General features: G+C 57.3%; 20 protein-coding genes and 1 tRNA gene. 9 read left to right on the top strand and 12 right to left on the bottom strand.

Annotated elements, in window-relative coordinates:
- Nucleotides 1-3: 3 nt before the first annotated feature.
- The 8 genes from NKI97_RS00130 to NKI97_RS00165 form a co-directional block, all read right to left on the bottom strand.
- Nucleotides 4-1,053: a TRAP transporter small permease subunit gene (locus tag NKI97_RS00130; protein WP_352745305.1), complete on the bottom strand. Its 1,050-nt coding sequence runs from the start codon at nucleotides 1,051-1,053 to the stop codon at nucleotides 4-6.
- A gap of 109 nt (nucleotides 1,054-1,162) precedes the next feature.
- Nucleotides 1,163-2,281, bottom strand: a complete 1,119-nt coding sequence (gene dctP / locus NKI97_RS00135; RefSeq protein WP_352451176.1) for a TRAP transporter substrate-binding protein DctP — start codon at nucleotides 2,279-2,281, stop codon at nucleotides 1,163-1,165.
- A gap of 551 nt (nucleotides 2,282-2,832) precedes the next feature.
- Nucleotides 2,833-3,672, bottom strand: a complete 840-nt coding sequence (locus NKI97_RS00140; protein ID WP_352745311.1) for a D-alanyl-D-alanine carboxypeptidase family protein — start codon at nucleotides 3,670-3,672, stop codon at nucleotides 2,833-2,835.
- Nucleotides 3,673-4,202: 530 nt separating this feature from the next.
- The gene (locus tag NKI97_RS00145) at nucleotides 4,203-5,300 is read right to left on the bottom strand and encodes a cupin-like domain-containing protein (RefSeq protein ID WP_352451178.1); all 1,098 of its coding nucleotides are present in this window, start codon (nucleotides 5,298-5,300) and stop codon (nucleotides 4,203-4,205) included.
- Between the two features lie 92 nt (nucleotides 5,301-5,392).
- The gene (locus NKI97_RS00150; RefSeq protein WP_352832035.1) at nucleotides 5,393-5,581 is read right to left on the bottom strand and encodes a hypothetical protein; all 189 of its coding nucleotides are present in this window, start codon (nucleotides 5,579-5,581) and stop codon (nucleotides 5,393-5,395) included.
- A gap of 70 nt (nucleotides 5,582-5,651) precedes the next feature.
- Complete coding sequence (locus NKI97_RS00155; protein ID WP_352451180.1) at nucleotides 5,652-6,977, bottom strand: HlyD family type I secretion periplasmic adaptor subunit; 1,326 nt, start codon at nucleotides 6,975-6,977, stop codon at nucleotides 5,652-5,654.
- Nucleotides 6,974-8,581 (bottom strand): ATP-binding cassette domain-containing protein, encoded by a 1,608-nt coding sequence (locus tag NKI97_RS00160; RefSeq protein WP_352832037.1) that lies wholly within the window; start codon nucleotides 8,579-8,581, stop codon nucleotides 6,974-6,976. The genes NKI97_RS00155 and NKI97_RS00160 overlap by 4 nt, the downstream gene beginning before the upstream one ends.
- Before the next feature lie 96 nt (nucleotides 8,582-8,677).
- Entirely contained in the window at nucleotides 8,678-10,321 is a 1,644-nt protein-coding gene (locus tag NKI97_RS00165; protein WP_352745318.1) for a hypothetical protein, read from the bottom strand.
- A 576-nt stretch (nucleotides 10,322-10,897) separates the two neighbouring features.
- Between NKI97_RS00165 and NKI97_RS00170 the strand changes: the two genes are divergently transcribed.
- The 5 genes from NKI97_RS00170 (at nucleotide 10,898) to NKI97_RS00190 (ending at nucleotide 18,698) form a co-directional block, all read left to right on the top strand.
- Nucleotides 10,898-13,048: an ATP-grasp domain-containing protein gene (locus NKI97_RS00170; protein ID WP_352745321.1), complete on the top strand. Its 2,151-nt coding sequence runs from the start codon at nucleotides 10,898-10,900 to the stop codon at nucleotides 13,046-13,048.
- A 46-nt stretch (nucleotides 13,049-13,094) separates the two neighbouring features.
- Nucleotides 13,095-13,559 carry a hypothetical protein gene (locus tag NKI97_RS00175; protein WP_352745324.1) on the top strand — a complete coding sequence of 155 codons (465 nt, stop codon included), beginning with the start codon at nucleotides 13,095-13,097 and terminating at the stop codon, nucleotides 13,557-13,559.
- 311 nt (nucleotides 13,560-13,870) lie between these two features.
- On the top strand, nucleotides 13,871-16,177 hold the full coding sequence (locus tag NKI97_RS00180) for a CapA family protein (RefSeq protein WP_352745327.1): 2,307 nt from the start codon (nucleotides 13,871-13,873) through the stop codon (nucleotides 16,175-16,177).
- A gap of 714 nt (nucleotides 16,178-16,891) precedes the next feature.
- Entirely contained in the window at nucleotides 16,892-17,317 is a 426-nt protein-coding gene (locus NKI97_RS00185) for a hypothetical protein (protein WP_352451186.1), read from the top strand.
- A 175-nt stretch (nucleotides 17,318-17,492) separates the two neighbouring features.
- Nucleotides 17,493-18,698, top strand: a complete 1,206-nt coding sequence (locus NKI97_RS00190; RefSeq protein WP_352574895.1) for a TadE/TadG family type IV pilus assembly protein — start codon at nucleotides 17,493-17,495, stop codon at nucleotides 18,696-18,698.
- A 374-nt stretch (nucleotides 18,699-19,072) separates the two neighbouring features.
- Here the strand turns inward: NKI97_RS00190 and NKI97_RS00195 are convergent, their stop codons facing one another.
- From NKI97_RS00195 to NKI97_RS00205, 3 genes are all read right to left on the bottom strand, one after another.
- A complete protein-coding gene (locus NKI97_RS00195) occupies nucleotides 19,073-20,461 on the bottom strand; it encodes a UDP-N-acetylmuramoyl-tripeptide--D-alanyl-D-alanine ligase (protein ID WP_352451188.1) in 1,389 nt (462 codons plus the stop codon).
- A gap of 1,064 nt (nucleotides 20,462-21,525) precedes the next feature.
- Nucleotides 21,526-21,602: transfer RNA gene (locus tag NKI97_RS00200), tRNA-Arg, on the bottom strand.
- Nucleotides 21,603-21,649: 47 nt separating this feature from the next.
- A complete protein-coding gene (locus NKI97_RS00205) occupies nucleotides 21,650-22,342 on the bottom strand; it encodes a winged helix-turn-helix transcriptional regulator (RefSeq protein WP_352832042.1) in 693 nt (230 codons plus the stop codon).
- A gap of 173 nt (nucleotides 22,343-22,515) precedes the next feature.
- Between NKI97_RS00205 and NKI97_RS00210 the strand changes: the two genes are divergently transcribed.
- The 4 genes from NKI97_RS00210 (at nucleotide 22,516) to NKI97_RS00225 (ending at nucleotide 24,105) form a co-directional block, all read left to right on the top strand.
- The gene (locus tag NKI97_RS00210; protein WP_023677873.1) at nucleotides 22,516-22,842 is read left to right on the top strand and encodes a DUF1330 domain-containing protein; all 327 of its coding nucleotides are present in this window, start codon (nucleotides 22,516-22,518) and stop codon (nucleotides 22,840-22,842) included.
- A 121-nt stretch (nucleotides 22,843-22,963) separates the two neighbouring features.
- On the top strand, nucleotides 22,964-23,494 hold the full coding sequence (locus NKI97_RS00215) for a hypothetical protein (protein WP_352754600.1): 531 nt from the start codon (nucleotides 22,964-22,966) through the stop codon (nucleotides 23,492-23,494).
- Between the two features lie 135 nt (nucleotides 23,495-23,629).
- A complete protein-coding gene (locus NKI97_RS00220) occupies nucleotides 23,630-23,920 on the top strand; it encodes a hypothetical protein (RefSeq protein ID WP_352832045.1) in 291 nt (96 codons plus the stop codon).
- Between the two features lie 41 nt (nucleotides 23,921-23,961).
- Nucleotides 23,962-24,105 carry a glycine zipper domain-containing protein gene (locus NKI97_RS00225; RefSeq protein WP_352832047.1) on the top strand — a complete coding sequence of 48 codons (144 nt, stop codon included), beginning with the start codon at nucleotides 23,962-23,964 and terminating at the stop codon, nucleotides 24,103-24,105.
- 72 nt (nucleotides 24,106-24,177) lie between these two features.
- Here NKI97_RS00225 and NKI97_RS00230 read toward each other — a convergent pair whose 3' ends face one another.
- Entirely contained in the window at nucleotides 24,178-25,341 is a 1,164-nt protein-coding gene (locus tag NKI97_RS00230; RefSeq protein ID WP_352832050.1) for a M20 aminoacylase family protein, read from the bottom strand.
- Nucleotides 25,342-25,549: the final 208 nt, after the last annotated feature.

A 25,549-nucleotide genomic window follows, 5' to 3' on the forward strand; every position in this document is an offset into this window, starting at 1 on the left:
CGCTCAGCCGACCCTTCCAAATGCAGTGGCGATGTCTCGCATCAGCCGGGATAGACCCTGAAGCAACAGGAGCGCTGCCCCGACGGGGATCGCGAGCTTTACCGGCCAGTATTGGATGCCCCATTCGGTGAATGAGCGTTCGCCAACCGCCGTGGCATCGCTCGCAAATCGCCATCCTGTGACCAGCATGGTGCCGGTGAACAAGAAGAAGAAGGCCGAGGTGATGATGTCGCAGACAGCACGACCGCGTTCGGAGAGATGGCTGTAGACGATGTCTACCCTGACATGCGTTTCGTCACGGTAGGCATAGGCGCCTGCCAGCATGTACTGGATGCCGAACATAAGAAACATGCTTTCATGTACCCAGTTGGTCGGTGAGTTGAAAACAAAACGGGCCACCACTTCGTAGTAGTACGCCACCACTGCGAGAACCGACCAATACGCGACGAACTCGCCCGTCACGCGTACCAGCCAGTCGACCGGCTGGAACAACGCGAGCGGTTGCTTGACGGGCGTGGCTGGCACATCGACTACGAGCGGATGGTCGGCCGCGGCGCGCTCGATCTCACGGGTGCGGGCGCGCCGCACAAGACCGGGTATTAGAAGGGCGTCGCCTGCGAGAGCGAGACCAAGCAGAAGTCCGGCAATTCGGCCGATGCTGTTGGCGCGCTCGAGCCCATGGGCGGCGGCGCTCAGATTATCGCGCGCCACCGTGGCGTCTGCCTCAGCTTTCGCCAGGCGATCGGCAGCGCCTTCTTTGCTGGCTGCGACATCTGCCTTGGCACGCGGCAACAGCCTTTCGGCGTGTTCGCTCTGGGATCGCGCGAGCGACACTGCCTCACGTCCGTCGCGTACCTGGGCGCTCGTCCAAAGCACTGCAATGAACAGCGGGATAAAAATGAATCCCCACCTGCTCTTCAGATAAAACCGGTGCATGCCGAGGAAGCCTGCAGTGACCAGGAACAGGTAAGCAAGAAAGAGATTTGGACGGCCGGCATCGCGCTGTGCCCGCTCGCGATGGACAAGGAAGACCGCAACGAGCGGGAAAAGCACGAGGCTTGACCAGTATAGCCAGTGCGGCAGCACAAATGTGAGTGAGGGCATCGGCGACTGCCTCTTGCAGGAGAGTGCGCCCGCCCGGACAGGACGGGCGCGGAGAGCCTCAGAGGTTGATCGACAATCCCTGATACATGTCCGGCGTCACGTAACCGACGGTCGGGTTCTCCATCACCTCAAGCTGCAGTTTGAAGATGCGCGCCGCGTCCTTATCCTTGTTGGCCCACTCGAACCAGATTGGCACCGCGATTTCCTGGAACTTCTGGAGGTCCTCCGGTCCAAGCCGATTGATTTCAATGCCGGCATCCAGGAATTTCTGCCAGGCCTCCATGTCGGCCTTCTGGATGGCCCCGAAATGGACATTGGAATAGACTTGGATTTCGTCTTCCACGAACTTCTTGAGGTTGTCCGGGAGTTGGTTCCAGACATTCATGTTGACGGCAAAGTCCATCAGATCGACGGGCTGGTATACGGACATCAGACCGGCTGGGCCCATGGAAATGTACTTGGTCACCTGCTGGAACCCGAGCGCCCAGTTGACCGCCGGCCCAGTGTAGTCGGCCGCATCGATCGTGCCTTTCTCCAGTGCGGAGAATACCTCGCCCCCCGGCAGCAGCGTCGTCTTGGCGCCCGCTTTCGCGAATGTCTCGGCGATCATGCCGCCCGGTACGCGCAGCTTCAGATCCCTGAAATCCTCGATCGAGCGGATCGGTGTCTTTGAGTGGATGATGTTCGGGCCGTGGTGAATGCGGTTGACGTAGTAAAGACCTTGTTTCGCATAAAGGTCGCGCGCGGCCTGCAGACCACCTTTCGAATAGAAAAAGATGTCCCATTCGTGCGGATAGCGTAGCCCCATCGTGTAAGAGGAGAGGAACGCCGCAGCGGGAAGCTTACCGGCCCAGTAAAGTGAAAACGAGTTCATCGCTTCCAGAACGCCGTTCTTCACCCCGTCGAGGAGTTCGAAGTCACCAACGATGTCCTTTGCCTTGAACGGCTGAAATTCGAGTTGGCCTCCGGTCTTTTCCTTGATGGTCCCACACCAGCTCTGGAAAGTTTCAAGTCCGACACCCGCCGGCCACGAGGTTTGAATCTTCCAGATGATCGTGTCAGCGGCTCCGGCCTTTCGAACCCAGGGAGCGGTAAGCGCCGTCGCCGTTAGCCCAGTGACAAGTCCACTCGTCTTCAGAAATCTTCGCCTTGATTGGGAATGCGATTCTCCGTCCATTGTCTTCCTCCCTGTTCGGCAAGCGGACCTGGGCCCGCCGCCGGTCTCAAAACGTAAAATTCAATGACACAACGGATGCCCCTTTCTTGCGGGACCAGAGCTGCCCCTTTCCGCATCGGTTGTGGCTGAATTGCCAAGGCCGCTAACGAGAGCGAAAGGAACTGGCGCGCAGCTTGCAAATAACATAGCGCGGCGCGATGATTTTCAATCACTGCGCGCCCGACCCGCAATATGCTCGTGCGGTTTCAATAAATCCACGGTTTTAGTGGGTTATCGGCTAGTCAACGCGGCGTTCCTTCGGCTTATACGAAGCTCGGTGCGGCTTCCGTCCCTGCTTCTCAAGCCGAAACATTGGCCAGGTTGACCTTGCCCCTCTGATCTAATGCGGTTTGAAGTTCGTTCTGGCCCATCGAGAGGACCAGGACATGAATGCGAGACGTTCAGGGAACGAAACAGATTTTCAACAACCTGCTAGTAGTTTCGTCATGACGGCCACTCGCCGCAGCTCGGGTGGGCTGAGCATCCCCTATCATGCTCGATTTCTCGTCACATCACACCTCATCCAAAGCGCTCAAGAGAAGCCGCATATCCGCATAGCGGGCATCATCCGAAGGAGAGCAGAGTATGACCGAGGCTAATTTCGCCCCCGAGGTCGTCTGCGAATAGATGGTAAGGTTATAGGTCTTGGGCCGGAGCGTTCCAGTCTTGCCACCCAGAACATCGTCGCCTTCAATCATTTTTACAGACGACGTGATTTGTTGGGTTCTAGCATTCGGCCCTATGATCGTCATGTTGTAGGTGGCGCGGCCCCACACACTCGAAATCGCTGGGCGCTCGATCGCATCCACCAGGAGCTTCGCTATGTCCGCACAGGTTGTGATCTGTGCCGGGGCATAGAGCCCATGCGGATTAACGAAAGTCGAATTGGTCATTCCGAGACTGGCGGCCGTCGCGTTCATCTCCTGAACGAAACGAGGAACAGAGCTTGCCTCGTTTTCCTCGATATCAATCAGAAGCTGGCCGAAAGTCCGTGCCACGACGTTGGCCGTGACGTTGGAGGACGGCAGCATCATGTTTGCGATCGCATCCTGAAAGGAAAAGCGATCACCCACGTTAATGTTTTTGCCCGACCCCTTTGCTTTGTCCTCTACGATCATCTCCATCATGGTGTTCAAGGAACGTTCGCACCGAGATGCCACATTGAGCGCTGTGATGGTGGTCACTAGCTTTGTGAGGGAGGCAGGGGGGAAAGAGCCCTGCGGGTTCTTTTCAAACACCGCTTGAGGAGCTCCTGCGGATGGGATCTTCAGGACTATCGCAGCTTGAGCTGAGAGCGCGATGGAGTTCAGCACTTCGCGGCGGGTCCGGTCAACATGGTAGCACTTGAGCATGGTAGCATGCCTCCCGCAGCTGCAATGACCCGAGCTCAGTCGACGCAAACAGGACGTTGGTGATGTCTACGCGTCTCCAGAGGCTAGTCTTGATTTGCCCATCCGGTGGTGTTTCGTGTGGTGCCGCGTCCTCCGCCGCGTCCTCTGGTCATTCACGAAGAGCACGCCCCATGGCGGCAGAGACCGGCGCGATACTCCCATGCTGACCTCGCTCCAGTTTCGATCATGACCTGTGTGCTCATCCCAGCTTGCAATGCTACAGGCGCTGCTTTCAAAGACTCCGGTCTCAGAACAATTCGAACTGAATAGAAGCTTGACCGGCCCGAGGGTCATTAGTCGGTCAGCTGAAAGAGTGCGAATGTCACCGCTCATCGGTTGCTGGTAACGTTTGCTCACAGCGCTCAGCCAAACCGTCACGTAACCGCCGTCCCCTCCTCAGCTTGTCGCAGGATGAAGGCGATCTGCACCTCCGAAAACTTCAACTCAGTGGAAAATTCCAGCTCAGAACGGTCAGAAATCCGGGATGCAGGTCAATGCCGAACAGGTAGTCCAGCCGCGGGATGCGAGAGCGCCTCAAACTCTGCCTTCGTTAGGTCTTGCTCGGTCTGAAAACACCGCGCCATGAGGACTCCGAGATCTTCGGGGATCCGCAACGCCTTTGCTTGGTCCCGCCCCAACTGCGCCAGGAATGCGCACCATTGATCATATTCCGTTTTGCCGGTGTCGCTCTTCCACTCAACATAGGCATGCTTGGCCAGAGTCTTAATTTCGTGGCTGGGAATCGGTTCGATGCCGTAACGGTATGCGCCTTGCAGGACCTGATAGCCGAATACAAGCAGAGCGCCGGCCCAGTCCAGCGCACTCCGTCTCAAACGCCGGTTGATGCTGACGGAGAATCCCTCGGTTTCAACCTCATGCCACCAATCGACCGGCATATACAAAACGTCACCTGCATTCAGTACGGCAATCTCTCCATGCAGTTGATTCAACAACGGGAACTGGTCAAAATCGGGATTATTCAAATCCACAAGCGCCCGCCTGGGCTTGTCGGCCGTCTTTTCATGCTGCGGATAGATGAAACTATAATCCCAAGGGGGGAACATTTTTACGGCTTTTGTCCCGTGTAGCTGCACCAGGAATGCGTACCAATGATCATAATGCGCCTTGGCGGCAACCCCTTCGGAAGCAACATAGGGAGACGAGCCAACGAACTCCAGGTCGCTTGGCCAAGGCAATGCCTCCAGAAGACTGCTCGGGACTTTCCCGCCAAACATGTAGTAGCGCTCGTTTGCATCGATCAGTGGTTGCCATTCCCCCTGGCCTAGGATCCGCTCGAACAACTCACGGAAGGTCATTTCGTGTGTCATCCCGCTCTTGCGTAAGACATAGGATGCAGTGGAAACCGTGGTCTCGTCCCCTGGAACCACCGTAACCTGCCCGGTATGCCGCGCCCATTTGGGGTCATCCAATCCCCAACCGTCGGAGGCTGCAACCCAGCCTCGAACAACAAACGGCCGATTTTGTCGGATTGCCGTGGAGATTTGCTTGCTGTCAATCTCCTCGATCGGTTTCATGTTAAGCTTCGGCGTTTCGCCAGCTGATTCAGCGAGTTTGGCGTTGCTGGCCATGGTTTCCACTCTTATTTCAGTTGGATGATATGTGGCTGTCGGGGGCGATGTCGTCGTGCATTCGAACGGCAGCGATCCAGACACTATGGTGTTCAATGGCCGTGCCGATCGACGAAAGCCGTCACCTGGCAGCGGGACACGCCGATGGCCTGGCAGAGCTTGGCGCTGTTTCCATTCCTCACCGTGCGCGAGAATGTCGAGTTCGGCCTGCGCATGCGCGGCGTCGACAGGGCCGAGCGGCGGCGACGCGTCGACTGGTGGCCGCGACTGGAAGAAGACATAATACTCGATACTCGCCCCAAATTATACTTGAACGGGAGCGTAAAAGTCTTTGTCTATTGCTCGTTCTCTTTATTCACGAAGAGCACGTCCCATAGCGGCATAGACCGGCGCGCTGAGATACTCCCATGCTGACCTCGCTCCAGTTTCGATCATGACCTGTGTGCCCATTCCAGCTTGCAATGCTCCAGGCTTCAAAGACTCCGGCCTCAGAACAATTCGGACTGAATAAAAAGCCTGACCGGTCCGAGGGTCAATTAGCCGGTCAGCTGAAAGAGTGCGAACGTCACCGGTCATCGGTTGCTGGTAACGTCTGTTCACAGCGCTAAGCCACACCGTCGCGTGCAGCCCCACTTTCACCTGATCGACGTCGAGGGGGTCAACGTTTGCCACAACAACGAAGCTATCCTCCTGAGGGACGATGTCCATCAGCGGCTCTCCCGCCGTTACGACCCCTCCATTCGTGTGGACCTTAAGTCCCACTATGGTGCCTCCGATAGGAGCACGTATCTCGGTACGCGTCGCCACGTCATCAGCAGCGGCCATTCGCTGCTCGTATTCGTAAATTTTGGCGCGGGTTTCTCCTAGTGTCTCGACGATATCGGCCGTCGTCGAGGCGCTAAGTTCGGCAATCTTGAATTTCGTCTCCTCCATCTTTTGCTGGGTCGCGCCGATCGACGCTACATACCCGCTTAGGGCACCTCCCACGTCCGCCTTTTCTCTTTCCAAATCTACAAGGCGCGTCCTGACTACCAACTTCCTTTCGTACAGGCTGCGCACATCACCTAATTGCTCCTCGATCAGCTCGAGCTTCCGGGTAGCCGCTACCACTTGCCCTTCAAAACCCTCTATCTCCTTCGCCATGCTTCCGGTTGCTTGCTGCAGCAGGGAGAGCTGCTCTCTGAAGAGGTTTTGACGTGTCCGAAAGACACTCTCCTGCCCGGAAACAGCATCCGCTGCCAATTTGCCGGACGCTTTCAATTCAGGCGGAATTTCGATCGAGTCCTTTCCATCTCTTTCCGCGACCAAGCGCGCTTCCGTAGCCTTCGCCTCGTACCACTGCGCCTTGATTTCATTTGCAGCAGCCGCCGAAGCGGTGTTTTGCAATCGTATCAACACCTGGCCTGGCGACACGCGATCTCCTTCTTGAGCCAATATCTCTGATATGATGCCGCCTTCGAGGTGCTGAACTGTCTTTACGTTTGACGCGACATTCACCACCCCGGTGGCCAAGACCGCACCCTGGATAGGTGCCGCGACAAGCCACATGCCGGTCAGGGTCGAGAAGGCAGCGACAATCGCGAAACCAGAGATCACTAAACGCCTACCAAACGGCGGCGGATCCTCGGCTTGCTGGGTGCCGGAGCGTTCGGTGTCACGGGCGAGCGAAGCTATCATTTAACGCTCCGCAATTCAGTTTTCCCGAAGCGAACGGGAGGAACCGAACCTTCGGTGAGCTCAGGCGATCGACTTCCTAGGATCAGCGACCTATCAACTAATCCGGCAAGACGGTTGGTCTGTCCGGATATGGTGACAATTACCGAGCTTCCCGCATCCTTCATAAGCCTAACCGCCGACTCGAGGGTCTTCTTCGAGGCAGCGTCCAAATTGGCGAATGGCTCGTCCAAGACAATAAGTCTCGGCGCGCGAAAGAGCGCGCGGGCAAGGGCTACTCGCTTCCGTTCACTCCCGGACAGGCCGACCGAGTCGTTAAGCAAAGTGTCATAACCCTGGCCCAGACGAATGATAACTTCGTGTATCCCAGCTATTTTTGCTGCGGAAACCACGTCGTCGATAGAACTTTGTTGAAACCGCGCGATATTTTCCGCGACGGTTCCCTCGAAAAGTTCAACGTGCTGAGGTAAATAGCCGATGCCTCCAACTCTAACATTATCCGGAAGCCTGGTTATGTCCATGTCTCCCAAGCGGATCTGGCCGGTGCGGGGCTTGAGCAAACCAATGAGAAGACGAGAAAGCGTCGTCTTGCCGGTGGCTGCACGTCCTATGACCAGCAGCAATTCCCCAGGAGCCAGAGAAAGCGACAGTTTCCTAAATACGTCTGCTCGCGATCCAGCATGCCTGAATGTAACTTGATCGAGAACTAACGAGCCTTGCGGCGTTCCAGGAAGCAGAGACGGCTCTACGTCCAACGGTTTGGCAAGCTCCGCCTTGATCTTGGAGTATCCCTCCCGCGCTTCCCTGAGGCTTCTGAGCTCCCGAACTGCCTTTTCCACCATTCTGTAAGCAAATCTGGCAATGAGCCGGGCTGCAAATACGCCTCCGAGGGACGCCGAATCGTTCAGGAACAGCCAGATGCCCGATGCCAATAGAACTATGTAAACGCAACGGTTCAGCGCCCGGATCGCTGCATCAAGGCTCGATCCTCTGGCATTAAGCCGCTCCCGCTGCAAAAAGCCATCTACTCTGTTCCTACCCCAGCGACCGGCGATCGCGTCGGCCATTGCGAAGGCGCCGACTACGTCTTTGTGCCTTTCCGCTGAGATCAATACCTCTTTCGCCTGCTTGGCAGCTTCACGTTCAGCTTGGCGGGGCTCTTGTGTGATCTTTTCTTTGAGCAGGCCCATGCCTGTCAGCAAAGCCATGCCTGCCAACGCGATCAGGCCGAGAACAGGATGGATCAAGTATACACATAACAGGAAAACGGGAGCCCAGACCACGTCCAGCCAAGCAGCTAGCCCTCGCTCAACAAAGCTGGAGACTTTCTCGATGCTGGTCAGAAGCGGCGGATTGGGGACGCCTGCCGTCAATCCGGCTTTCACGGACTGGCTGGTCAAGTGGTGCTCGATCCAAACGCTCCAGCGGGAAAGCATACGATGACGAATGGCTTCCAGCACGACGCCAGTTACCAGAGCGAGCAAGGCGGCCAAGGTCAGAATAACGAGGGTTTCCACGCTCCGGCTGGAAATGACCCGGTCGAGTATTTGTATAAAATAAAGCGGCCCAGCAAATCGGAGCGCATTGATACAGACACCAAAACCCACAACCGCAGCAAGGCCAGGTATCGACCTTCGCCACATTTCGCTGAGGGGGGCGCTGTACCGCCGCCTACCTCGTGTTCTCAGCAAGGACACCGTCTTTCACGCCCGTCCAAGCGGGGCATGCTGGTCGGGGTCCTCGTTGAAAATTCCCGAGAAATTCATGATCATCCCATCCAAATCGTCATGAGGGCTCAAAGCAGGTCCCGCAAGAACATTTGGCTGAAGCCGATTTGCTGCCCAAAGGCGTTCATCGTGATCAACTGCCTCGAACATCGACCAAGCTCCGCTCACGAGGTTGTACATTTGGGTGGCGGACAGGGGAGGGCAGCCGAGGGCTTGGACCAGGCTGCCCAGAGATGACTTGAGGGCTCCACGGGTTTTTGCCAGCACTGCCGCTTCAATCAACTCAGCGGGCGCCTGGATCGACATAAATGCGGGGTTCGAGCTTTGCGATAGCAACTCGGGCAACGTGACCGAGACGCTCCCAAAGGGACTCGGCCATGTCGCCCTGCTGTCACTGGCAGGCCTTCCGGGGCCAGGTGTTTCTCCCAACTCTGCCAGAATCAGTTCGTGCGCGAGCTTCCCTAAAAAATCAATTCGCAGCTGGGAAGAGTAGGCTCGACCCTGGTCGAGTGCCGTCATTGGATTTGGGGAATCAGCAATACGCCGTAGATATGGATTATTGGCCTGTCCGTTAGCCAGTTTTTCAGAAGCGCGAGCCTTTAGAACGGGGCTGAGTGCCCCATCCTGGAGCTCCCATGGGGAATAGACATGCAGGCCAGTGGCTTCTTCAGCCTCCCTCACACCGAGCGGCGATCGGCCGATCCTGCCACTAATTGCAAGTACCTTGTGGCCAGCAGCGCGGAGGGTATCAACTCCATACTTTGCTCCCATCGCGTCGTAGGAAGCGAAAATCGCGCCAAGAGCCATGCTCCGAAAAGATTCAGCCAGAATTAGCTCGGAAGTTTCCTTCTGCTGCAGCCCATCGGCAATCTCAATAACAGCGACGTCACATCCATTTTCAGCGGCATGGTTCAGTAGGCGGAACGCGCCCTTCTCAATCAACTCTACCGGGGCTAAATACGTCGTTGCAAATCCGGCATCTGTGAAATCAAGAACGATGTCGGCTCCGGCATCCCGCACAATCCAAGTGTCGCCACCCGAGCCAGTTCCTGTAATTTTCAGTGCCGCGACCTTCAGTCCCGCCTTTTTGAACCCTCGGACCAATGACGTTGCCGTCAATGTCTTGCCGGCGTTCATTGACGTCCCAAGCGACAGAACAATCGGCAGGGAAGGGGGCAAATCGTCGGAGCTGACCTTGTAATCCCACACGTTTAGCCGGCGACCGAATTTGTCGCCAATCAGGCCGAGAGGGGTGATCTTGGTTGGCGCCAGCATGCGAGCATGCCTGGAAAGCTCACATGCCGCGATGCCGCCCCCCGCTACCAAGTCGCACGGCCCCAGATCAGGGCCTATGACAGCCTCGAACTGGTCAGGAGCGTACCTGTTTCCATAACAGAGGATTATCTCATCTCCGCGAAACATGATCGCCTTTCGCCCGCAGATGAGCTCCAGTCTGCTGTGATTGCCGAGTTCATCAACACGCGCCAAAACAAGATCGCCAGCGACGGGCTGTATAGGTCCGGTGACGAGTGTGCGCATGTGAGATGCGGCGACCCGGCGGGTGGCGAATGCTCGTTTAGCTCCCTTCAGGCGCCCGCGCTTAATTCTTGAAACGGACATGAACCCCCCAACTTACATTTGGATGGCATTTAGAAGTCTTTTCTGTTCGATGGTATAAGATTAAGCTCCTTTCTATACTCCTCTCCGTTTGCAATCGATTATCCAATAACCAATATGATTAGATAACTAGTATTAGATGCCTAAAATACATACCCAAGCTGACGACTTTTAACGGCTATTAACACTATAATGTCTGGATCTCTGCCATTCGAATGCATGACGACATCTCCCCGCGAGGCCACATACCATCCAACTGCATTGTCCGGATCAGGCCGGCGGGAAATCCACTGGTCTTTCAAGAGAATAAGAACGCGACTTCCGGATGCTGCGGCCGTAGCGTTTAGGCCGACTGAACGCGGGGGATCAGATATAAAGCGTGCTTAAATGTGGTGGAATGCGCCACATCTTCGCCCGTTCACATCGGGTCTTGCCGAAGCCGCTCATGCCCATCGATGCGGTGCCCGTTTCGAGATGCATTTGAAGTGGCTGCAGCGGAAGCGTGGTCAGGAAGTCTGTATTGTGGGAGACGGTCGAAAAGCAGGCGGAGCGTGAACATCCGGGGTCAAAAGTGGGGTTATGGTCAGCCTATCTGAAGAGCTGGGACAAATTGAGATTGTCAGTTTTAAGGTGCTATCGGGACTTAATGTGCATAGCACGAACACGGTGGTCAAATTAACCCTGAATATCGGGCGGCTAGCGGTTTCTTGCATCTTCGATTTTACTGCGCTGGCTCGCTCAGCGCTGTCCGAAATGTTTCCCGGTTGTGCACAAAACGCTTTGGTCCCTCGCTACATTGCCGACGCAATCCTGTCCGCTGATCTTGAGCTTCGCCGCGCGATGAATTTCTATTCGTTTTCGCCGACGGCGTCGCTAATAGGCGATCCGTCCGAAAGCCATCTTGCAATCGTTTGGGAGTCGGATGACCCGCAGATGTCGCGCGCGGCTGCTTCGGCTGTCGTTGAAGCGATAGGTGAGGCGGCGCGAGGCGAGGACGGGGCAGCGAAATACGCTCAGACTCGGGAGCTAAACCTGGAAAGGGCGAAGAGACGACGTCTTTCAAATTCGACCGCTGTGCTTGTAGCTGCAGCTAAGAGAAATCACATCCCATTCGAATTCATTGCCCGTAACCACCTTCGCCTTGGCCAAGGCAAGCACCAGAAGCAGCTGTTCTCGACGATATCGGGTTCTACATCGTTTGCGTCGGCGAAGGTGGCCTTGGACAAAAGGCTGGGCAACAGACTTTTGGCGCAAGCGGGGATCCCAGTACCCCGTCAGATTACCGTTCGCACCAAACCTGAGGCCGTCGCTGCCGCCAAACAGCTGGGTAAGACCGTCGTGGTCAAACCGGTTCAGGGAAATCAGGGGCGGGGAGTCTCGGTTAAACTGCGGGGACGCCGTGCAGTTGAGGCTGCATTCGATATAGCGCACGACGTCACTCAGTCAGAGCGATTTGGCGTCTTGGTTGAGCAGTTCATAGCCGGCCCGGAATTTCGAGCGACAGTCGTTGACTATCATCTCGTGGCGGCGGTCATGTGTTGCCCCCCCCAAGTCGTTGGCGACGGTGAAAAAACGATAGTTGACCTGATTCATGATTTGAACCGAGAACCCGACAGAGACGGGAGACGTCTTTCTCCTGTAGAGATTGACGATGAGCTGCTACGGCACCTAGCCTTGCGTCGTCTTACGCTGGAGTCCGTCCCAATTTCCGGGCAGCCTTTGGTTCTCCGACCTACCGGCCACCTCGCCCGTGGAGGCGTCCCGGTCGATGTTACAAACTCCGTTCATCCAGATAACAGGCAACTGTGCGAGCGCATCGTGAGAGTCATCGGCCTTAACATTGCCGGGATAGATCTCATCATGCCCGATATTGCAAGATCATACAAAGAGGTCGGGTGTACTGTCATCGAGGTAAATGCACGGCCGGGGATCGAGTTTCATCTTTGGCCGCGAGCGGGGACCTCGAGAGATGTGAGTGAGATAATCTTGGCCAATATGTACAATGAGCCGGGCTCTTCGGAAATTGCCACCGTACTCGTCATCGGCGATCGACACACTGGTGCGGTGGCGACAGCAATCGATCATCGGTTCCAGGCGGAAGGGCGAAGAGTTGGTCTCTTGTCGAAAAGAGGCGCTTACATCAACACTGTACCCCAGGAATTTGGGCGGCGGACAACCCCGCAAATGCTGGCCAGAGACCCGTTCCTGGAAGCCCTGGTTTATGCGGCCTCTCCGGACAGACTTTGGGCGAGCGGTCTTTGTCTGGGTGCTTGCCGTGCGGTCTCGATGACTCGAACGGATGCAGACAATGGTACAGTTCTCGAAGATCTCGCTCAGCGAGTGTTGCAGTGCGGAAACCAGGGCTATTTCATTGTCAACAGCGAAGATGAATGGCCCCGCCGTGCGCTGTCGACCTTGCCGACCACACGACTAATATTGGTCAGTTCCGAGCCTGATACTGATACCGACCTACGTCGGCACCTACAGAGTGGTGGTTTGGTTCTAACTTTGAGATGGAGCACTGACGGATCGGGTGCCAAAATGGCGCTTTTGTCGAGATCTGGTGAGCTAGCCGCGGAACCCCTCGCATCTATGTCTCAGTCGCGGCCACAGCAAATAAGGTCTGCCATGCACGCAATGGCAATGTCGTATTTGGCAAAAAAGGATGGCTGGTTCGATGAAGTGGCCCCGTTTCCTTCAGTTCGGCCCGAGACGAACGACGTTCGATAGCAGTGATGAGTTTATCGATTCTGCTCAAGCTAAGGAGAGTAAGGTTATGAACACTGTTTCGCCGATTGCAACACCGAGTGTTTCGCTAAGTGATGCGGCGACACTCGTTGCTTTGACTTTGAAACGCACCACAAACAAAGCGGGACAGCCGCGAACCCGTGCAAGAATGTCGTACAAGACATTCAGGCGCCTGACTGGACGGCGTGTCGGTGGGGCGGCGTTCGTGAGAGGCTTCACGGAGGAATTGTTGAAGCTAGGCTGGCTGATGGTCCGTATGCCATCGGCTTACGGCTTCGTGCGCGCCGCCTCCCTCGACAAGTGGCGTCTCATAAAATCAAATACGGTCACGGAAGAACTTAAGGTGATTAAGGAGGGATCTGCGGCGAAGGCATTGGAGAGTGCTCGGCAAGAGCTCGCTGGATCGGGTGAGAATAACGGTTCAGCAGGCGGCCTCAGTAAGGCAGCTCGAATAAGCGGAGAGAAGAAAAAGCCGGTCGCAAGCATCGGATAGATGTGCCTCGTCAGGAGATTGATTTGTGTAGCCCCCTTCAGGGGCAGGCGAAGTGAGGCCAAAACGCTGCCGGAAGCTGGGCTGCAGACTCGGATCCAGCTTCCCACCATGGAGCGAAAATGCGGCCTCAGAGCATGTTGAAGGACAATCTCCACGCCCTGTAGAGAGTTGGCCTCAGGGCAACCGACGGCATGTCCTTTCGATCAATTTCAGCAACCGTCGGCGAAAGGTTCGCAGGATTGCGGAGCGCAAGACTTGTGAATTCTTGCGTCTCAGCGTTCGCAGAAGAAGCAGTAGCTTTGGGGAAAAAGATGGCGACTGGATCTGTTTACGTCTGGGAGCGTTGCGATTCAGATTTTACTGGCGGCCGGGTGCATTCAACCGAGGTCGAACTGCCTTATCTTTGCCAAAACACGGGGAGGCAAGGGCTGCGTGGGCGGTACGTGGACGTAATCAGTCATCCAGCCACGGATGTTCACTGGCCCACGGGTGAGATGGGCGAAGCACTGCCCGACAAGCACGGTAACTATGTTTTCAAGCCTTTCGGCGGCGGAATTCTTGGTGAACAGGAAGGTTGTGAGGCCGCGGCACGCTTCGGCCAGGTCAACGTCTACTACCACGTCTCCTTGATAGCTCATCGAGTGAACGAAGTACTGCGTTCACTCGGCGAGGGCCCGTTGCCGAAGGTCAGAGCGATCGTTAATGCGCACCAGCCGAAACAAGGGGGAGTTAACGGGGATCTGCTTAGGTTGGTGCCGGTCAAAGGGACCAAATACCGATATCCAGCAAAAATCGAAAATCTCGATGATTTTTCGATCCCCCTCTGTGGGGAATTGCTGTTCGGCCCGGGGCGTGCAGTCACAGCGGAAGGGTGGCTTCCACGAATTTCAGGCGGTGCTTATCTGTGCGACCCCTCGCACAATGCCAGTTTCATATATCAGGCATTCGGGTTTCACGTGGTGCGCCATACCGCTGACATCCAAGCTGACAGGCTGCATGCACCGCGCGCCAGTTTCAGTAGGCCTGGTCCCCTTGAGTACGCCTTGAGCGCATACTTTGCGGCCGCGATGCTGTCGACTCCCTACGTATGGTGTTGGCACCTCCGTCATGATGCCGAGTTCGTACCATCGGATACTCTTGCCAATGATTCGCGTATGGACGATGCCGAGATGCCACCGCCGGAGGCGCTGGTCGCGCAAGTCATAGCGGCGACAATGTGGGACCTACACAAGGCTTTTCCGGGAGACGAACTTACTTGCATTTCGTTAGTTGTAGCTGCCCTTTTGGCGCTGGGACGACTTTCTGATAGCCCGTATGCTCCTTCCGGAATTCGAACGCGTGCCCTCAGGTCACTTCCGGAGAACTTTGCCTCGTGTTTGCTTCATGCAGACCGAATGAGATTCAGCAGCCGTTACGAAACGCTGATCCGAAGCGTTTTTGAGAAGCGTGGGATCGGCTTTAGTTCTTCAGCGGTTGAGACATTGTTGGCACCCTCCGTTCAGCCACCCCTCTACCGCCTCGGTGAATCGGAAGAAGTCCGGCGCCATGTTGTAAAAATTCGCGAGAAGTTTTCAGAGGTCATAATTCCGGATGACATCGATCTCATCGACCCGGACCAACTTGAACAGTTCCTCTCTTCGTCCACCAGCGCTCCGTACCATTTGGCGGCGGTCGGAGATGTGATGACCGGGATGCGGATGCGTCATCGTATCCGCAGGTTTGGCCCAGACTATGCCTTCGCCTGGGTCAGGCCGATCTTTAGACGCTGCGCTTTGATAACGGGAAACCTTGAGGGGCCGTTCTCCACCATTTCTGAGAAAGCAGGTACCACTCGGAACTACTCATACAAAGTCGACCCCAAGTCAGCCTCTGTCTTACGTCGTGCAGGCTTCGCTGCCATGACTGTCGCGAATAACCACATTCAAGACTGCGGTCGGGGTGGCGTGGTTGAGACGCTAGCCACGTTAGAGCGACAGTATATCCAACCGTACGGTGGCGGTAGGAACCAGAGCACTGCTTACCACCCCGCGATTTTTGATGGCGCAGATATCCGCATCGGACTTCTCGGATATTACTGGAACCGTCGAACAGCGGCTCGTGGCGAACTTCCAGGCTCAGCACAAGATGTGCCCGAATTCGTCGAGCGTGATCTGGCCCAACTTCGTCCACTGGTTGATCGGATCGCCGTGATGGTACATTGGGGTTTGCCATACCAGCGCCAACCTACCGAGCAAGACCGCATGAAAGCACGGCTATTTATCGACCTGGGTGCGGACGCAGTCATCGGCCATCATCCCCACATCCTTCAGCCGATCGAGATTTATAATGGTCGGCCGATATTATACAGTGTCGGCAATTTTGCATTTGGGTCCGGAAACAGCAAAGGGGAGTCCATTCTGCCTTGCTTCCACTTTGGTGCGAAGCAGATCTGTTTAGATATTTATCCAGTTTACGTTCAAAACAGAGATCCGCGCCTCGACTACCAACCAAAGATAATGGGAGGAGCAGCCGGTCGCGCGACAATCGATCGGTTGCTGGCGTTGTCGCCTGGACTCGCCGATGTTGTCGTAGCCGTTCAAGACAGATGCCTTAGATTGGCCATCCCTGCACTGGCGTGAGGCTCCGAAGCTCATGCGTATGCCGTACGCGGATTTGCACTGGGTTCCTCGATCGCAATGGCGGCGCGAGCGATACGTGCCGACAAAACAAGGAGCCGATACCCTGTCACGCAGGAGGTGCCGCGGAGGCGTCGCTTGCGAACATTGCGAGGACCAGACGTGGAGAAACGAACTCTTTACTGCTCAGCCGGTTTTGATTTGTTTAGCTGCCGCTAATGGGATATGTCATCCCTGCGGGATCGTCCATGGGAGCGACAGGTGCGATTTCTAATCCGTCTGTTAGGGGCAGTCGTCTTAAGCTGTAGTCTGACGTATTCAGGCCAAGTACTTGCCTGGAAGGTCGGCAAAGGTACGACCTCAGCAACTATTAACGGCATAAAGTTGACAGTATACACCTATCATCCGAAGAACTGTTCCAATCCATCGATCCTGTTCGTGTTCCATGGACTAAGCCGAACGGCCGAATCCTACCGAGACTACGCGCAGCCTCTTGCGGATCGAAATTGCCTGATCGTTATGGCGCCGCTTTTCGACCTGGAAAGGTTCCCAGGCTGGAGCTATCAGCGGGGAGGCATTGTCAACTCGGGCACAATTCAACCTCGGGACAGGTGGACTGTCTGGTACGTGAAGGGCTTGGTAAACTGGGCGAGGGCCCGAGAGGGGCTGCCGACTGCCCAGTATTACCTTTTTGGGCACTCGGCGGGAGGTCAATTCATGTCGCGTGTTGCAGCATTTGCCTTGTCGGATGCCAAGAGAGTGGTCGTAGCCAATCCGTCGACCTACGTATTGCCCTCCCTAGCAGAGGCGGCAGCCTACGGGCTGGGATGTCTCTCCTCGGGTTGCGTCTATACGCCGGATCAAGCCTCTCAGGAGTTGAAGGCCTATCTGGCTTTGCCTCTAACGATCTATCTTGGAGAAGACGACACTGGCGATGTCGATCTAAACGAAAGCGCAGCTGCTATGCGCCAAGGAGAGACGCGTTTGGATCGGGGGCAGTTCACTTTTGAGCTGGCGCAAGCTGTCGCGACCGCTAACGGGTGGCCTTTCAATTGGCGTCTCGTGATTTTGCCGGGTGTCGGACATTCGGCACGCGACTTGTTGCAGTCTGACCAGGCTCAGCAAGTCTTCGGCCTTAAGTAAAGAATTAGCACATCGCTGACTTCAAGGTCTGCCGCGTTTCACTCAGCTCAATGAGCAGCGAGACAGCTTGCATCGCCTTTTTGCCGAGCGTGAATTGCCGCTGCGTTTTGTTGTTCTAATTTAGTAAATTCTAAACCATCTTCGGTCTAAGTTGCTCTTAAGAGAGGGCTTCTGGATGCGGAGACTGAAAGATCTGCCGCCCGAAAAACGGGGGAACTTTGCCGTCGCGATGGCCTTAATGGTGGTGCCACTGGGCTTGGCCCTCGGCCTTAGCATTGACTTTACCAACGCCGCTTCCTGGAGATCCAAGCTGCAAGAGATAGCCGATTCGGCGGCTCTTGTTGCCGTCGAGAGCGATGGAGGAAACGAAGCAGCCGTCCAGGCCGCGAAGAATTGGGCGCTGGCCAATGGCTCCTTCGTGACCGGCGCTGTCGTTGGGGTGAGCATCACCACTCCTTCTGCTGGGACGCGAGAGGCGGCGGTTGAAATCTCAGCTGGAATGCCAACCGCTTTCATGAGTCTTGCTGGAATTCGGAGCATTAACCTTCACGCGGCGGCAACGGCCCGAAAAGCCGCGCCGGATTATTGCTTCTATGTCCTCGATCCTGCCTCAAATGGAGCGCTGACGGTAATGGGTTCCGGGGGGCTTTCGGTGCCAAACTGCGGTATCCAAGTGAATTCCTCCAGTCCAAGGGCACTGAGGCACGTTGGAACCGGAAAGATTGTCGCCAGAAAAATCTCTATAGTGGGCAATTACCAAGGCGGCGGTTACACCATCATCCCGAAAACCAACCAACCCGAACTTGCAGACCCCCTTGTCGATCTACCGCAGCCCGTTCCACCGAACGGCTGCGACTACAGTGATCAGATGCTGACCGATGTTACCATTCCGGCCGGCCGGGTGTTCTGTGGAAACATCGATCTCGATGGAAATGTCGTTCTTTCTCCCGGAGTTCACTATTTTCAGAACGCAACAGTGAGCATCGGCAGCCATGTGAATCTCTCGGGCGACGAAGTCACGATATTCGTTGACTCCGAGTCAAGCATTATTCAGTCAGCAGGCAAAGGTGGCGTAAGGATTTCGGCTCCCACGAGCGGCATTTACGCTGGCATCGCTATCTTCGGGTCACGCACAGTTACGCCCTCTGTGCCGACGGTCTCATTGTCCGGAAACAAAAACTACTTAATTGAAGGGGCTATCTACCTGCCCCATCATCGTTTTCGGATGAGAGGGACAACAGACCTGAAGTCGACTGCCAACTCAGGTTGGATTGTTGCGTGGCAATTTTTCTATAGTGGCAACTCGAGTGTGGCCCTGGACTGGTATGGTGCGACTCCGCCGAAAGGCCTTGGAGACTTAGGAATAGTGCTCCTTCGCTGAAGCAATACTGATGTCAGTGCTCGGCACAGGGCTATATCTTTGTTGTTGCTGCATTGGGCTCGGACCAACCAACCATTCCCGGCGACTGCCGTTATATGCATGGCCGAAATGACCGAGCGGGCATGACTGTGCGCAGCACTTCGGTTGGCGGCGTCCAGCCGGCGCTACCCTGGTCACCCGGGGGCAGCACAGATCGAATCAGGCGGCAAACAATTTTCCGCCAAGTGCCTGAGACTGTTTGGTAGTGGAACCAGTCATGGGCGGAGCTGATCTCCGGTCAATTTTTCTGCTTTGGTCCAAAAAAAGCGAAATTCGACGAATCTCAACGTTTCGGGCACTCTCGATCTCAAACACCGATGCTATATCGCGGCGGACTAGCGTCCAAATTGCCGGCGCAAGCGAGTTACAACTTCATGCAGACCCATGGCATTCGAAGCTTTCACAAGAAGGCGGTCCTTCGCGCGCAGGATAGTGGCGAGCTCGGGCAACACATCGTCTGCTGTCGCGAAGTGTGGGCCGAGGAGGTACTCCGGCAGGGCACGACGGAGATATGTCATCTGCGTCCCAACCGTCATCACCATATCCAGATCGGCCGCGAGAACGGGTTCCGCCAGACCGGCGTGAAATTCGGCCGATCGTGGCCCGAGTTCCCGCATGTCGCCAAGAAGGGCAAGCTTTCGGCCCCCACTTGCGCGCTTCCCCTCAGCGAGTGCCGCCAGCACGGCGGCCACCGATGTCGGATTCGCGTTGTAGGCCTCATCGACGACATGGACCTCGCCGGACGCGAGGACGATGCGTATGACTTCGCCACGTCCGTGGATGGCCTGCACCTCCCCGAGCGCGTTGGTCGCAGCTCCCAGATCAAGGCCGAGCGAATCGACAGCCGCCAGCGCGCTGAGGCTGTTGACTGCCATGTGCCGCCCTGGATTACCTAGCTTGTAGGCGAAATCCCGGCCCTTCAGGACCGCACGCACCAGTTGATCTTCGTGCGAATAGTCCACGAGCCGGTAGTCGGCCTTAGCATGTTCACCGAAGGACACGACCTTCGCCCCGAACGACAGCGCGCGGGCTCGGAGATATTCGAAATGCTCGGAATCCCGGGGGACGATCGATGTGCCGCCCTCAGCGACATCGTACAGGCGGGCTTTCAACTTGGCGATGGCCTCCCGCGAGCCGTACTCTTCGAGATGGGCGTCGCCGATCGTCGTGATAAGAGCGACATGCGGCTTGAGCGCAGATACCTCAAGGAGCCGCCGAAAAAAGCCAATCGACACCTCGATAGCGTGGATGCCATCAGGAAGGTTGGCGATCAGGCCGAGCACGCCGGAGACGGTATTGAAGTTTTCGCCCGGAAAAGGTGGATAACCAGCTGCGGTGAGAATGACGTTGATCATCGCCGTGGTGCTCGTCTTGCCGACGCTGCCGCCAACCGCGATCAGGCGTCCGCCGTAAGCAGACCGCGCTCGCTCGGCGAGATACTTCATGGCGACGCGGACCGAAGCCACCCGGAGCAACGGCAAGTCTTCGAAGTTGGGCCGGTACTCTCGGTCCGCGAGGAGCGCGAGCCCCTGTCGCCTGAAGCGCCTGATCTTCCTGGGGTGTACGCCGTAACGGTAGGTGCCAACGCGCGGGATGACGAGCGCGCCGGGGCCGATCAGTGCGTCGTAGAAGGCTATGCAGTCGGTCGTCCAGCCTTCCGGCAGGTCGCCTTCCCATATGCCTCCAGTGATCTCCGCAAGCTCAGCCTTCGTCCAAGGGTGCATTTCTCCCCCTGTTTCCGCCGATCGATCCGCGCCTCGGCCGCCTGGATGCGTGGCCGTCCGACACCCCCGTCCTGTGGTTCGATCACTTTCAGCCAATTCCGCCCAATGTGCAATGGTTCCGGGTACCACCGGAGACCTTTGCCGGGTTCAAAGCGGCCTTCGCCAAGCCCGCTACTTTAACGACCACATCCGCAATCACTTTTGAGATCGTCTGGTTGGGACCGATCACGATCTTGGATGAGCGAAACCATCTGTTCGAACGCTGGTCACCTATTCATCGAGTTCAACGGCTCATGGTCGGGGAGACAGTGATGCAGCACCTCGCCAAGGTTTCGCTTGTCGAACGTCTGGCCACAAACGGGGCAGAACTCGAAATATCCTGCTTCGTCGTTGGCCGGCGGCCCGTGGCGCTTGCCCTTGATGCCGGTTGCGGGGTTGTTGGTTCGATCTCGTCTCACGTTGGTCGCCACCGCGCGTAACTTTCATGGGGACAGGCCGACAGCCGATCGGGGTTACCTGCGGGCCGCCGGGCCTACCGGCTGCCAGTGGCGCTGCCGGGTAAAGCGAATAGTAGGCCATTTCATGCGTCATTACTAATATAATAAAATGATAGCGTTCCGTTCCTCTAGCCGCCAGACCGGGCGCGTCCATTCCCCCTATGATGCGAACTTTGGTGGACAATCCGCCCCAAGGGGACGGATGGACACACGAGTTCGACCTCGTGATCGATGATGCCGATGTTCGCATTCTTACTCGCCGCGGTCTCGATTGGACGACGAAGTAGCGAGACCTTTCGGCGCCGCCAAGGAGACGTCGACGCTGACGGTCGGTAGCGGCTGCCGTCCGTCGTCTCGGTGCGTCGAAAAACGGGCAAGTTGATTGGGAACAACGATTACATACCTCGATTTAGGCATCGTAGCGCCGCGCTTCGCAGCGGTTTTGGGCCGCTTCGCCCTTGGAATATGTGTGCCCAAAGTCTGAAGGTCTGCGAAATTCGCCGTACTTATTTCGCAAAAATCCTGCAAAAAAAGTACGGCGGCGGTTCGCTAAGTACTTGAAAAACATGGTGATCCCGACAGGAATCGAACCTGTGACCTACAGATTAGGAATCTGCCGCTCTATCCTACTGAGCTACGGGACCATCGCGCCCGACACATAACCGCTTCGGATCGTTTCGCCAAGAGGCAGCTAGGCCGCTCGTTTGGGTTCGACCGCGAACGGGCTCAGGCCCAGCCAGGTCTGCATTTTACGGGCGATATCCTGGTCTCCTGTCAAGATGACTTTCGCCCCTGCCTTCTCGACGGTGATCAGCCCCATCCAGATTTCGGTCATGGTGTGCAGGTCGGTCGAGACGTAGAGATCGACATCGAAGCCCGGGTCGTACCAGCAGAGGTCGACCTCGCCGTGCTTCTCGACGATCAGCCACCACGACCGTTTGGAGGCGGGGAGCTCCTGATACAGAAATTGTATCACCGTGCGCCCGTCGGGCAGCGGCGACGCGTTGAGATTGCGCCGCATGTCCCACATCAGCAGCGACGGATCGAGGTTCTTCAGCGACAGCCGCGACTCGACCCATTTCTGCCCCCAAAAGCCCATCGCCTCGACGACGGACCGCAAATCCCTGCCTGCCTCGGTCATCCGGTATTCGAAGATGCCTTTCTCGCCGCGCACCTCCTTGCGCTCGACGATCCCGGCCAGTTCGAGCTCCTTGAGCCTTTGCGACAGAAGGGTCGGCGACATTTTGGGGACGCCGCGGCGCAGATGGTTGAAACGGGTCGAGCCCGCCACCAATTCGCGAAGCAGAACCATGGTCCAGCGGGTGCACAGCACCTCGGCAGCCATCGATAACGGGCAGAACTGTTTGTATCCGGATTGGGTCATGATGTTGCCTTCCCCTCAAACTCAGCCGGGATCATAGGCCTTCTCCGGCGGCACGGCGAGTACAGAAACTGTACCACACCAGTACAGATCGCGGACTGGCTGGCGCGACCCTTGCCATGCGAGCCTTGGCCGCTGCACGGGATACCCCTGTGCACGACCAGGAGACATGACCCATGACCGCTTACGTTATCGCAGACATCAAGGTGAGGGACCCGAAGTGGATGCCGGCCTATGCCGCGTCGGTCCACGACCTCGTTCACAAGCACGGCGGCAGATATCTGTCGCGCAGCGGCAATGTGAAGACGCTCGAAGGCAAGCCGCTCGACACGACGCTGATCGCCTTGATGGCGTTCCCGACCGAGGCAGCGGCGCGCGCCTTCACCGACGATCCTGCCTACGCGCCGTTCGTTTCGGCCCGTCAGGGCGGCAGCGACAGCCGTTTCCAGCTGATCGACAACTCCGATCTGGCCGGAACCATCCCGTATCTGCCGAAGGGATGATCTTCCCCTGCATTCGTCGCATCGGGACAGGGATCTCCCAGCAACAACAGCCACAGCGCCCACCTGCCGGACCTCCTTACCTCCGGCGGCCAGCCGGGCTGTGCTTTTCAAGAAGAATGGAATGACTATGACAATCAACTTTCGCAATAGACTTCTCGCTGCCGCGGCGCTGCTGTCGGCCTGCACTGCGTTGGCGCAGGCGCATCAGGCAGCGCCCGCGTCCGGTCCCAATCCGCTGGCCGACAAGGTACGCGCCGCCAACAGCCGCTTCGAGAATGTGGCGGCGGCGACCGCCGAGGGCTATGCGCCGATCCCCTGCGCCAGCGGCATCACCGGCGGCGCCATGGGCATCCATTACGTCAATCCCGGCTACCTCAAGGACGACGCGGTCGATGTCGCCAAGCCTGAAGCCGTCATGTACGAGCCGATGGCCGACGGCACGCTAAAACTGATCGCGGTCGAATACATCACGTCGAAAGGCCCGGCCTCGCTCGATGGACATCTGTTCAACTTCAACAGCGCGCCCAACCGCTATGGCCTCGGCCCGTTCTACGAGCTGCATGTCTGGGCCTGGAAGGGCAACCCGACCGGCGCGTTCGCGGATATGAACCCGAACGTGTCGTGCGAACCGACGACTGCTGCCAGCCAGTAAGCAGCCGAGCCAGGCGGCGCCAACGCCGCCTGGCCGCGCTGAATTGCGTGGCAGCCGGCAACGGGTGCAAAGACGGCTCAGATAGCGGAACTTTCGGGATGCCGGCGCGCTTTAGTGTCCCGAAGGAGAGACCGCATGAGCGCCACCAAAGAGTTCTTTGAAACCTGGCTGCAGGAGAATGTCGGCAATCTGCCGGCCGAGAGCGAGGTGAGCGTCGCCGTCCTGGCGCAGCAATTCGAACAGGATGCCGACGCTGCCGGCTATGGCCACGAGGTTCGCGAAGACGAGCTCGGCAATATCCAGGAGGCGATCGAGGCAGCCCTGAAGAAGGCGAGGACAGGCGAAGAGCCGCAGGCTGCCGGCGACAATGAGCTGGCGCCGGTCATGGAGGCGCTGGAGGTCGAGGATCCGAAGAGCGGACCGTAGCGGTTGCGGCTCTTCCCTTCCACGCTACATGACCGGGCATAATGGATGCCAAACACCTCACACTCGGCGTCGTGACCGGCGTGGCTATCGGCGTCGTGTTGGACAACATTGTTGCGGGCATCGGTATAGGTATTGCTCTGGGCATTGCCTTCGGCCTTGCCCGGAAGTCGTCCGGCCGGAAGTGACCAGCAGAACATGTCCTGCCCGGTTTTGCCGCCCAGAGGTGCGGCGGTTGCTGCACCGCCGATGCCGAATGGCTACGCCGCCAGCGCTGTTTCCGCCAGCTTCACCCAATAGCTCATGCCGTGCGGGATGACCTCGTCGTTGAAGTCGTAGGCTGGGTTGTGCAGGCCGGCGGTATCGCCATTGCCGATGAAGATAAAGGCGCCCGGCCGCGCTTCAAGCATGTAGGAGAAATCCTCGCCGCCCATCACCGGCTGGATCGCGCGGTGCACATGGCTGTCGCCGGCGATGTCGGCCGCGATGTCGCTGGCAAAGACCGTCTCTTCCGGATGGTTGAAGGTGACGGGGTAATTGGCATTGTAATCAACCTCGATTGTCGCGCCGAAGGCAGCGCCCAGGCCTTGGCAAAGCGCGCGGATGCGCTCTTCGGCCTTCTTGGCGACTTCCTTCTTCAGCGTGCGTACGGTGCCGGCGATCTCGGCGGTCTCGGGAATGACGTTATAGGCGTCGCCGGCGTGGAATTTCGTCACCGAGACGACCACCGCCTCGACCGGATCGGTGCTGCGCGAGGCGATCGTCTGCAATGCGCCGACGAGTTGGCTGGTGATGACGATCGGATCGATGGTGCCGTGCGGCATCGCCGCGTGGCCGCCCCGGCCCTTGACGGTGATGGTGAATTCGGCAGTCGCCGCCATGATCGGACCCGGCCTGATGGCGAACTGGCCGACCGGCAGGCCCGGCATGTTATGCATGCCGAACACCTTGGAGATGCCGAAGCGCTCCATCATGCCGTCCTTGACCATCTCGTTGCCGCCGCCGCCGCCCTCTTCGGCCGGCTGGAAGATGACCGCGACGGAACCGGCGAAATTGCGTGTTTCGGCGAGGTATTTGGCGGCACCCAACAGCATCGCGGTGTGGCCGTCATGGCCGCAGGCGTGCATCTTGCCGGGGACGGTCGAGGCATAGGATTTGCCGGTGATCTCGTTGAGCGGCAGCGCGTCCATGTCGGCGCGCAGGCCGATGGTCGAGCCTTCGCCGTGGCGGCCGCGGATGATGCCGACGACGCCGGTCTTGCCCAAACCCGTCACGATATCGTCGCAGCCGAAAGCCTTCAGCTTCTCGGTGACGAAAGCGGCGGTCTTGAAGACGTCGAAATTCAGCTCCGGCGTCTGGTGCAAATGGCGGCGCCAGCCGGCCACCTCGTCCTGCATTTCGGCGGCTCGGTTCAGGATCGGCATGATGGTTCCATTTCGCTGTTGGAGCAGGCGGTCTTGGCCTGCTGCTTTGCAATTGTGCCTGCTGCCTTGCAACCATGCACGCTGCTTTGCATTGTGCTGCTGCTTCCACATTGTGATCGGCAGCACTTTGCCATGTTGACGTCACATAGAGTAAATAGCACCGCGACTGTGGTCCGGGAACAGAGGGCCGGACCATTATCCTGGCGAT

This window comes from Mesorhizobium sp. M0296 (assembly GCF_040321675.1).
Taxonomy (GTDB): Bacteria; Pseudomonadota; Alphaproteobacteria; order Rhizobiales; family Rhizobiaceae; genus Mesorhizobium.

Coding starts and splice junctions, on each gene's coding strand:
- dctP (WP_352451176.1), bottom strand. CDS start 2,281: ATGGACGGAGAATCGCATTCCCAATCAAGGCGAAGATTTCTGAAGACG.
- NKI97_RS00140 (WP_352745311.1), bottom strand. CDS start 3,672: ATGCTCAAGTGCTACCATGTTGACCGGACCCGCCGCGAAGTGCTGAAC.
- NKI97_RS00145 (WP_352451178.1), bottom strand. CDS start 5,300: ATGGCCAGCAACGCCAAACTCGCTGAATCAGCTGGCGAAACGCCGAAG.
- NKI97_RS00150 (WP_352832035.1), bottom strand. CDS start 5,581: ATGTCTTCTTCCAGTCGCGGCCACCAGTCGACGCGTCGCCGCCGCTCG.
- NKI97_RS00155 (WP_352451180.1), bottom strand. CDS start 6,977: ATGATAGCTTCGCTCGCCCGTGACACCGAACGCTCCGGCACCCAGCAA.
- NKI97_RS00165 (WP_352745318.1), bottom strand. CDS start 10,321: ATGTCCGTTTCAAGAATTAAGCGCGGGCGCCTGAAGGGAGCTAAACGA.
- NKI97_RS00170 (WP_352745321.1), top strand. CDS start 10,898: ATGGTCAGCCTATCTGAAGAGCTGGGACAAATTGAGATTGTCAGTTTT.
- NKI97_RS00175 (WP_352745324.1), top strand. CDS start 13,095: ATGAACACTGTTTCGCCGATTGCAACACCGAGTGTTTCGCTAAGTGAT.
- NKI97_RS00180 (WP_352745327.1), top strand. CDS start 13,871: ATGGCGACTGGATCTGTTTACGTCTGGGAGCGTTGCGATTCAGATTTT.
- NKI97_RS00185 (WP_352451186.1), top strand. CDS start 16,892: ATGTCGCGTGTTGCAGCATTTGCCTTGTCGGATGCCAAGAGAGTGGTC.
- NKI97_RS00190 (WP_352574895.1), top strand. CDS start 17,493: ATGCGGAGACTGAAAGATCTGCCGCCCGAAAAACGGGGGAACTTTGCC.
- NKI97_RS00195 (WP_352451188.1), bottom strand. CDS start 20,461: ATGCACCCTTGGACGAAGGCTGAGCTTGCGGAGATCACTGGAGGCATA.
- NKI97_RS00205 (WP_352832042.1), bottom strand. CDS start 22,342: ATGACCCAATCCGGATACAAACAGTTCTGCCCGTTATCGATGGCTGCC.
- NKI97_RS00210 (WP_023677873.1), top strand. CDS start 22,516: ATGACCGCTTACGTTATCGCAGACATCAAGGTGAGGGACCCGAAGTGG.
- NKI97_RS00215 (WP_352754600.1), top strand. CDS start 22,964: ATGACTATGACAATCAACTTTCGCAATAGACTTCTCGCTGCCGCGGCG.
- NKI97_RS00220 (WP_352832045.1), top strand. CDS start 23,630: ATGAGCGCCACCAAAGAGTTCTTTGAAACCTGGCTGCAGGAGAATGTC.
- NKI97_RS00225 (WP_352832047.1), top strand. CDS start 23,962: ATGGATGCCAAACACCTCACACTCGGCGTCGTGACCGGCGTGGCTATC.
- NKI97_RS00230 (WP_352832050.1), bottom strand. CDS start 25,341: ATGCCGATCCTGAACCGAGCCGCCGAAATGCAGGACGAGGTGGCCGGC.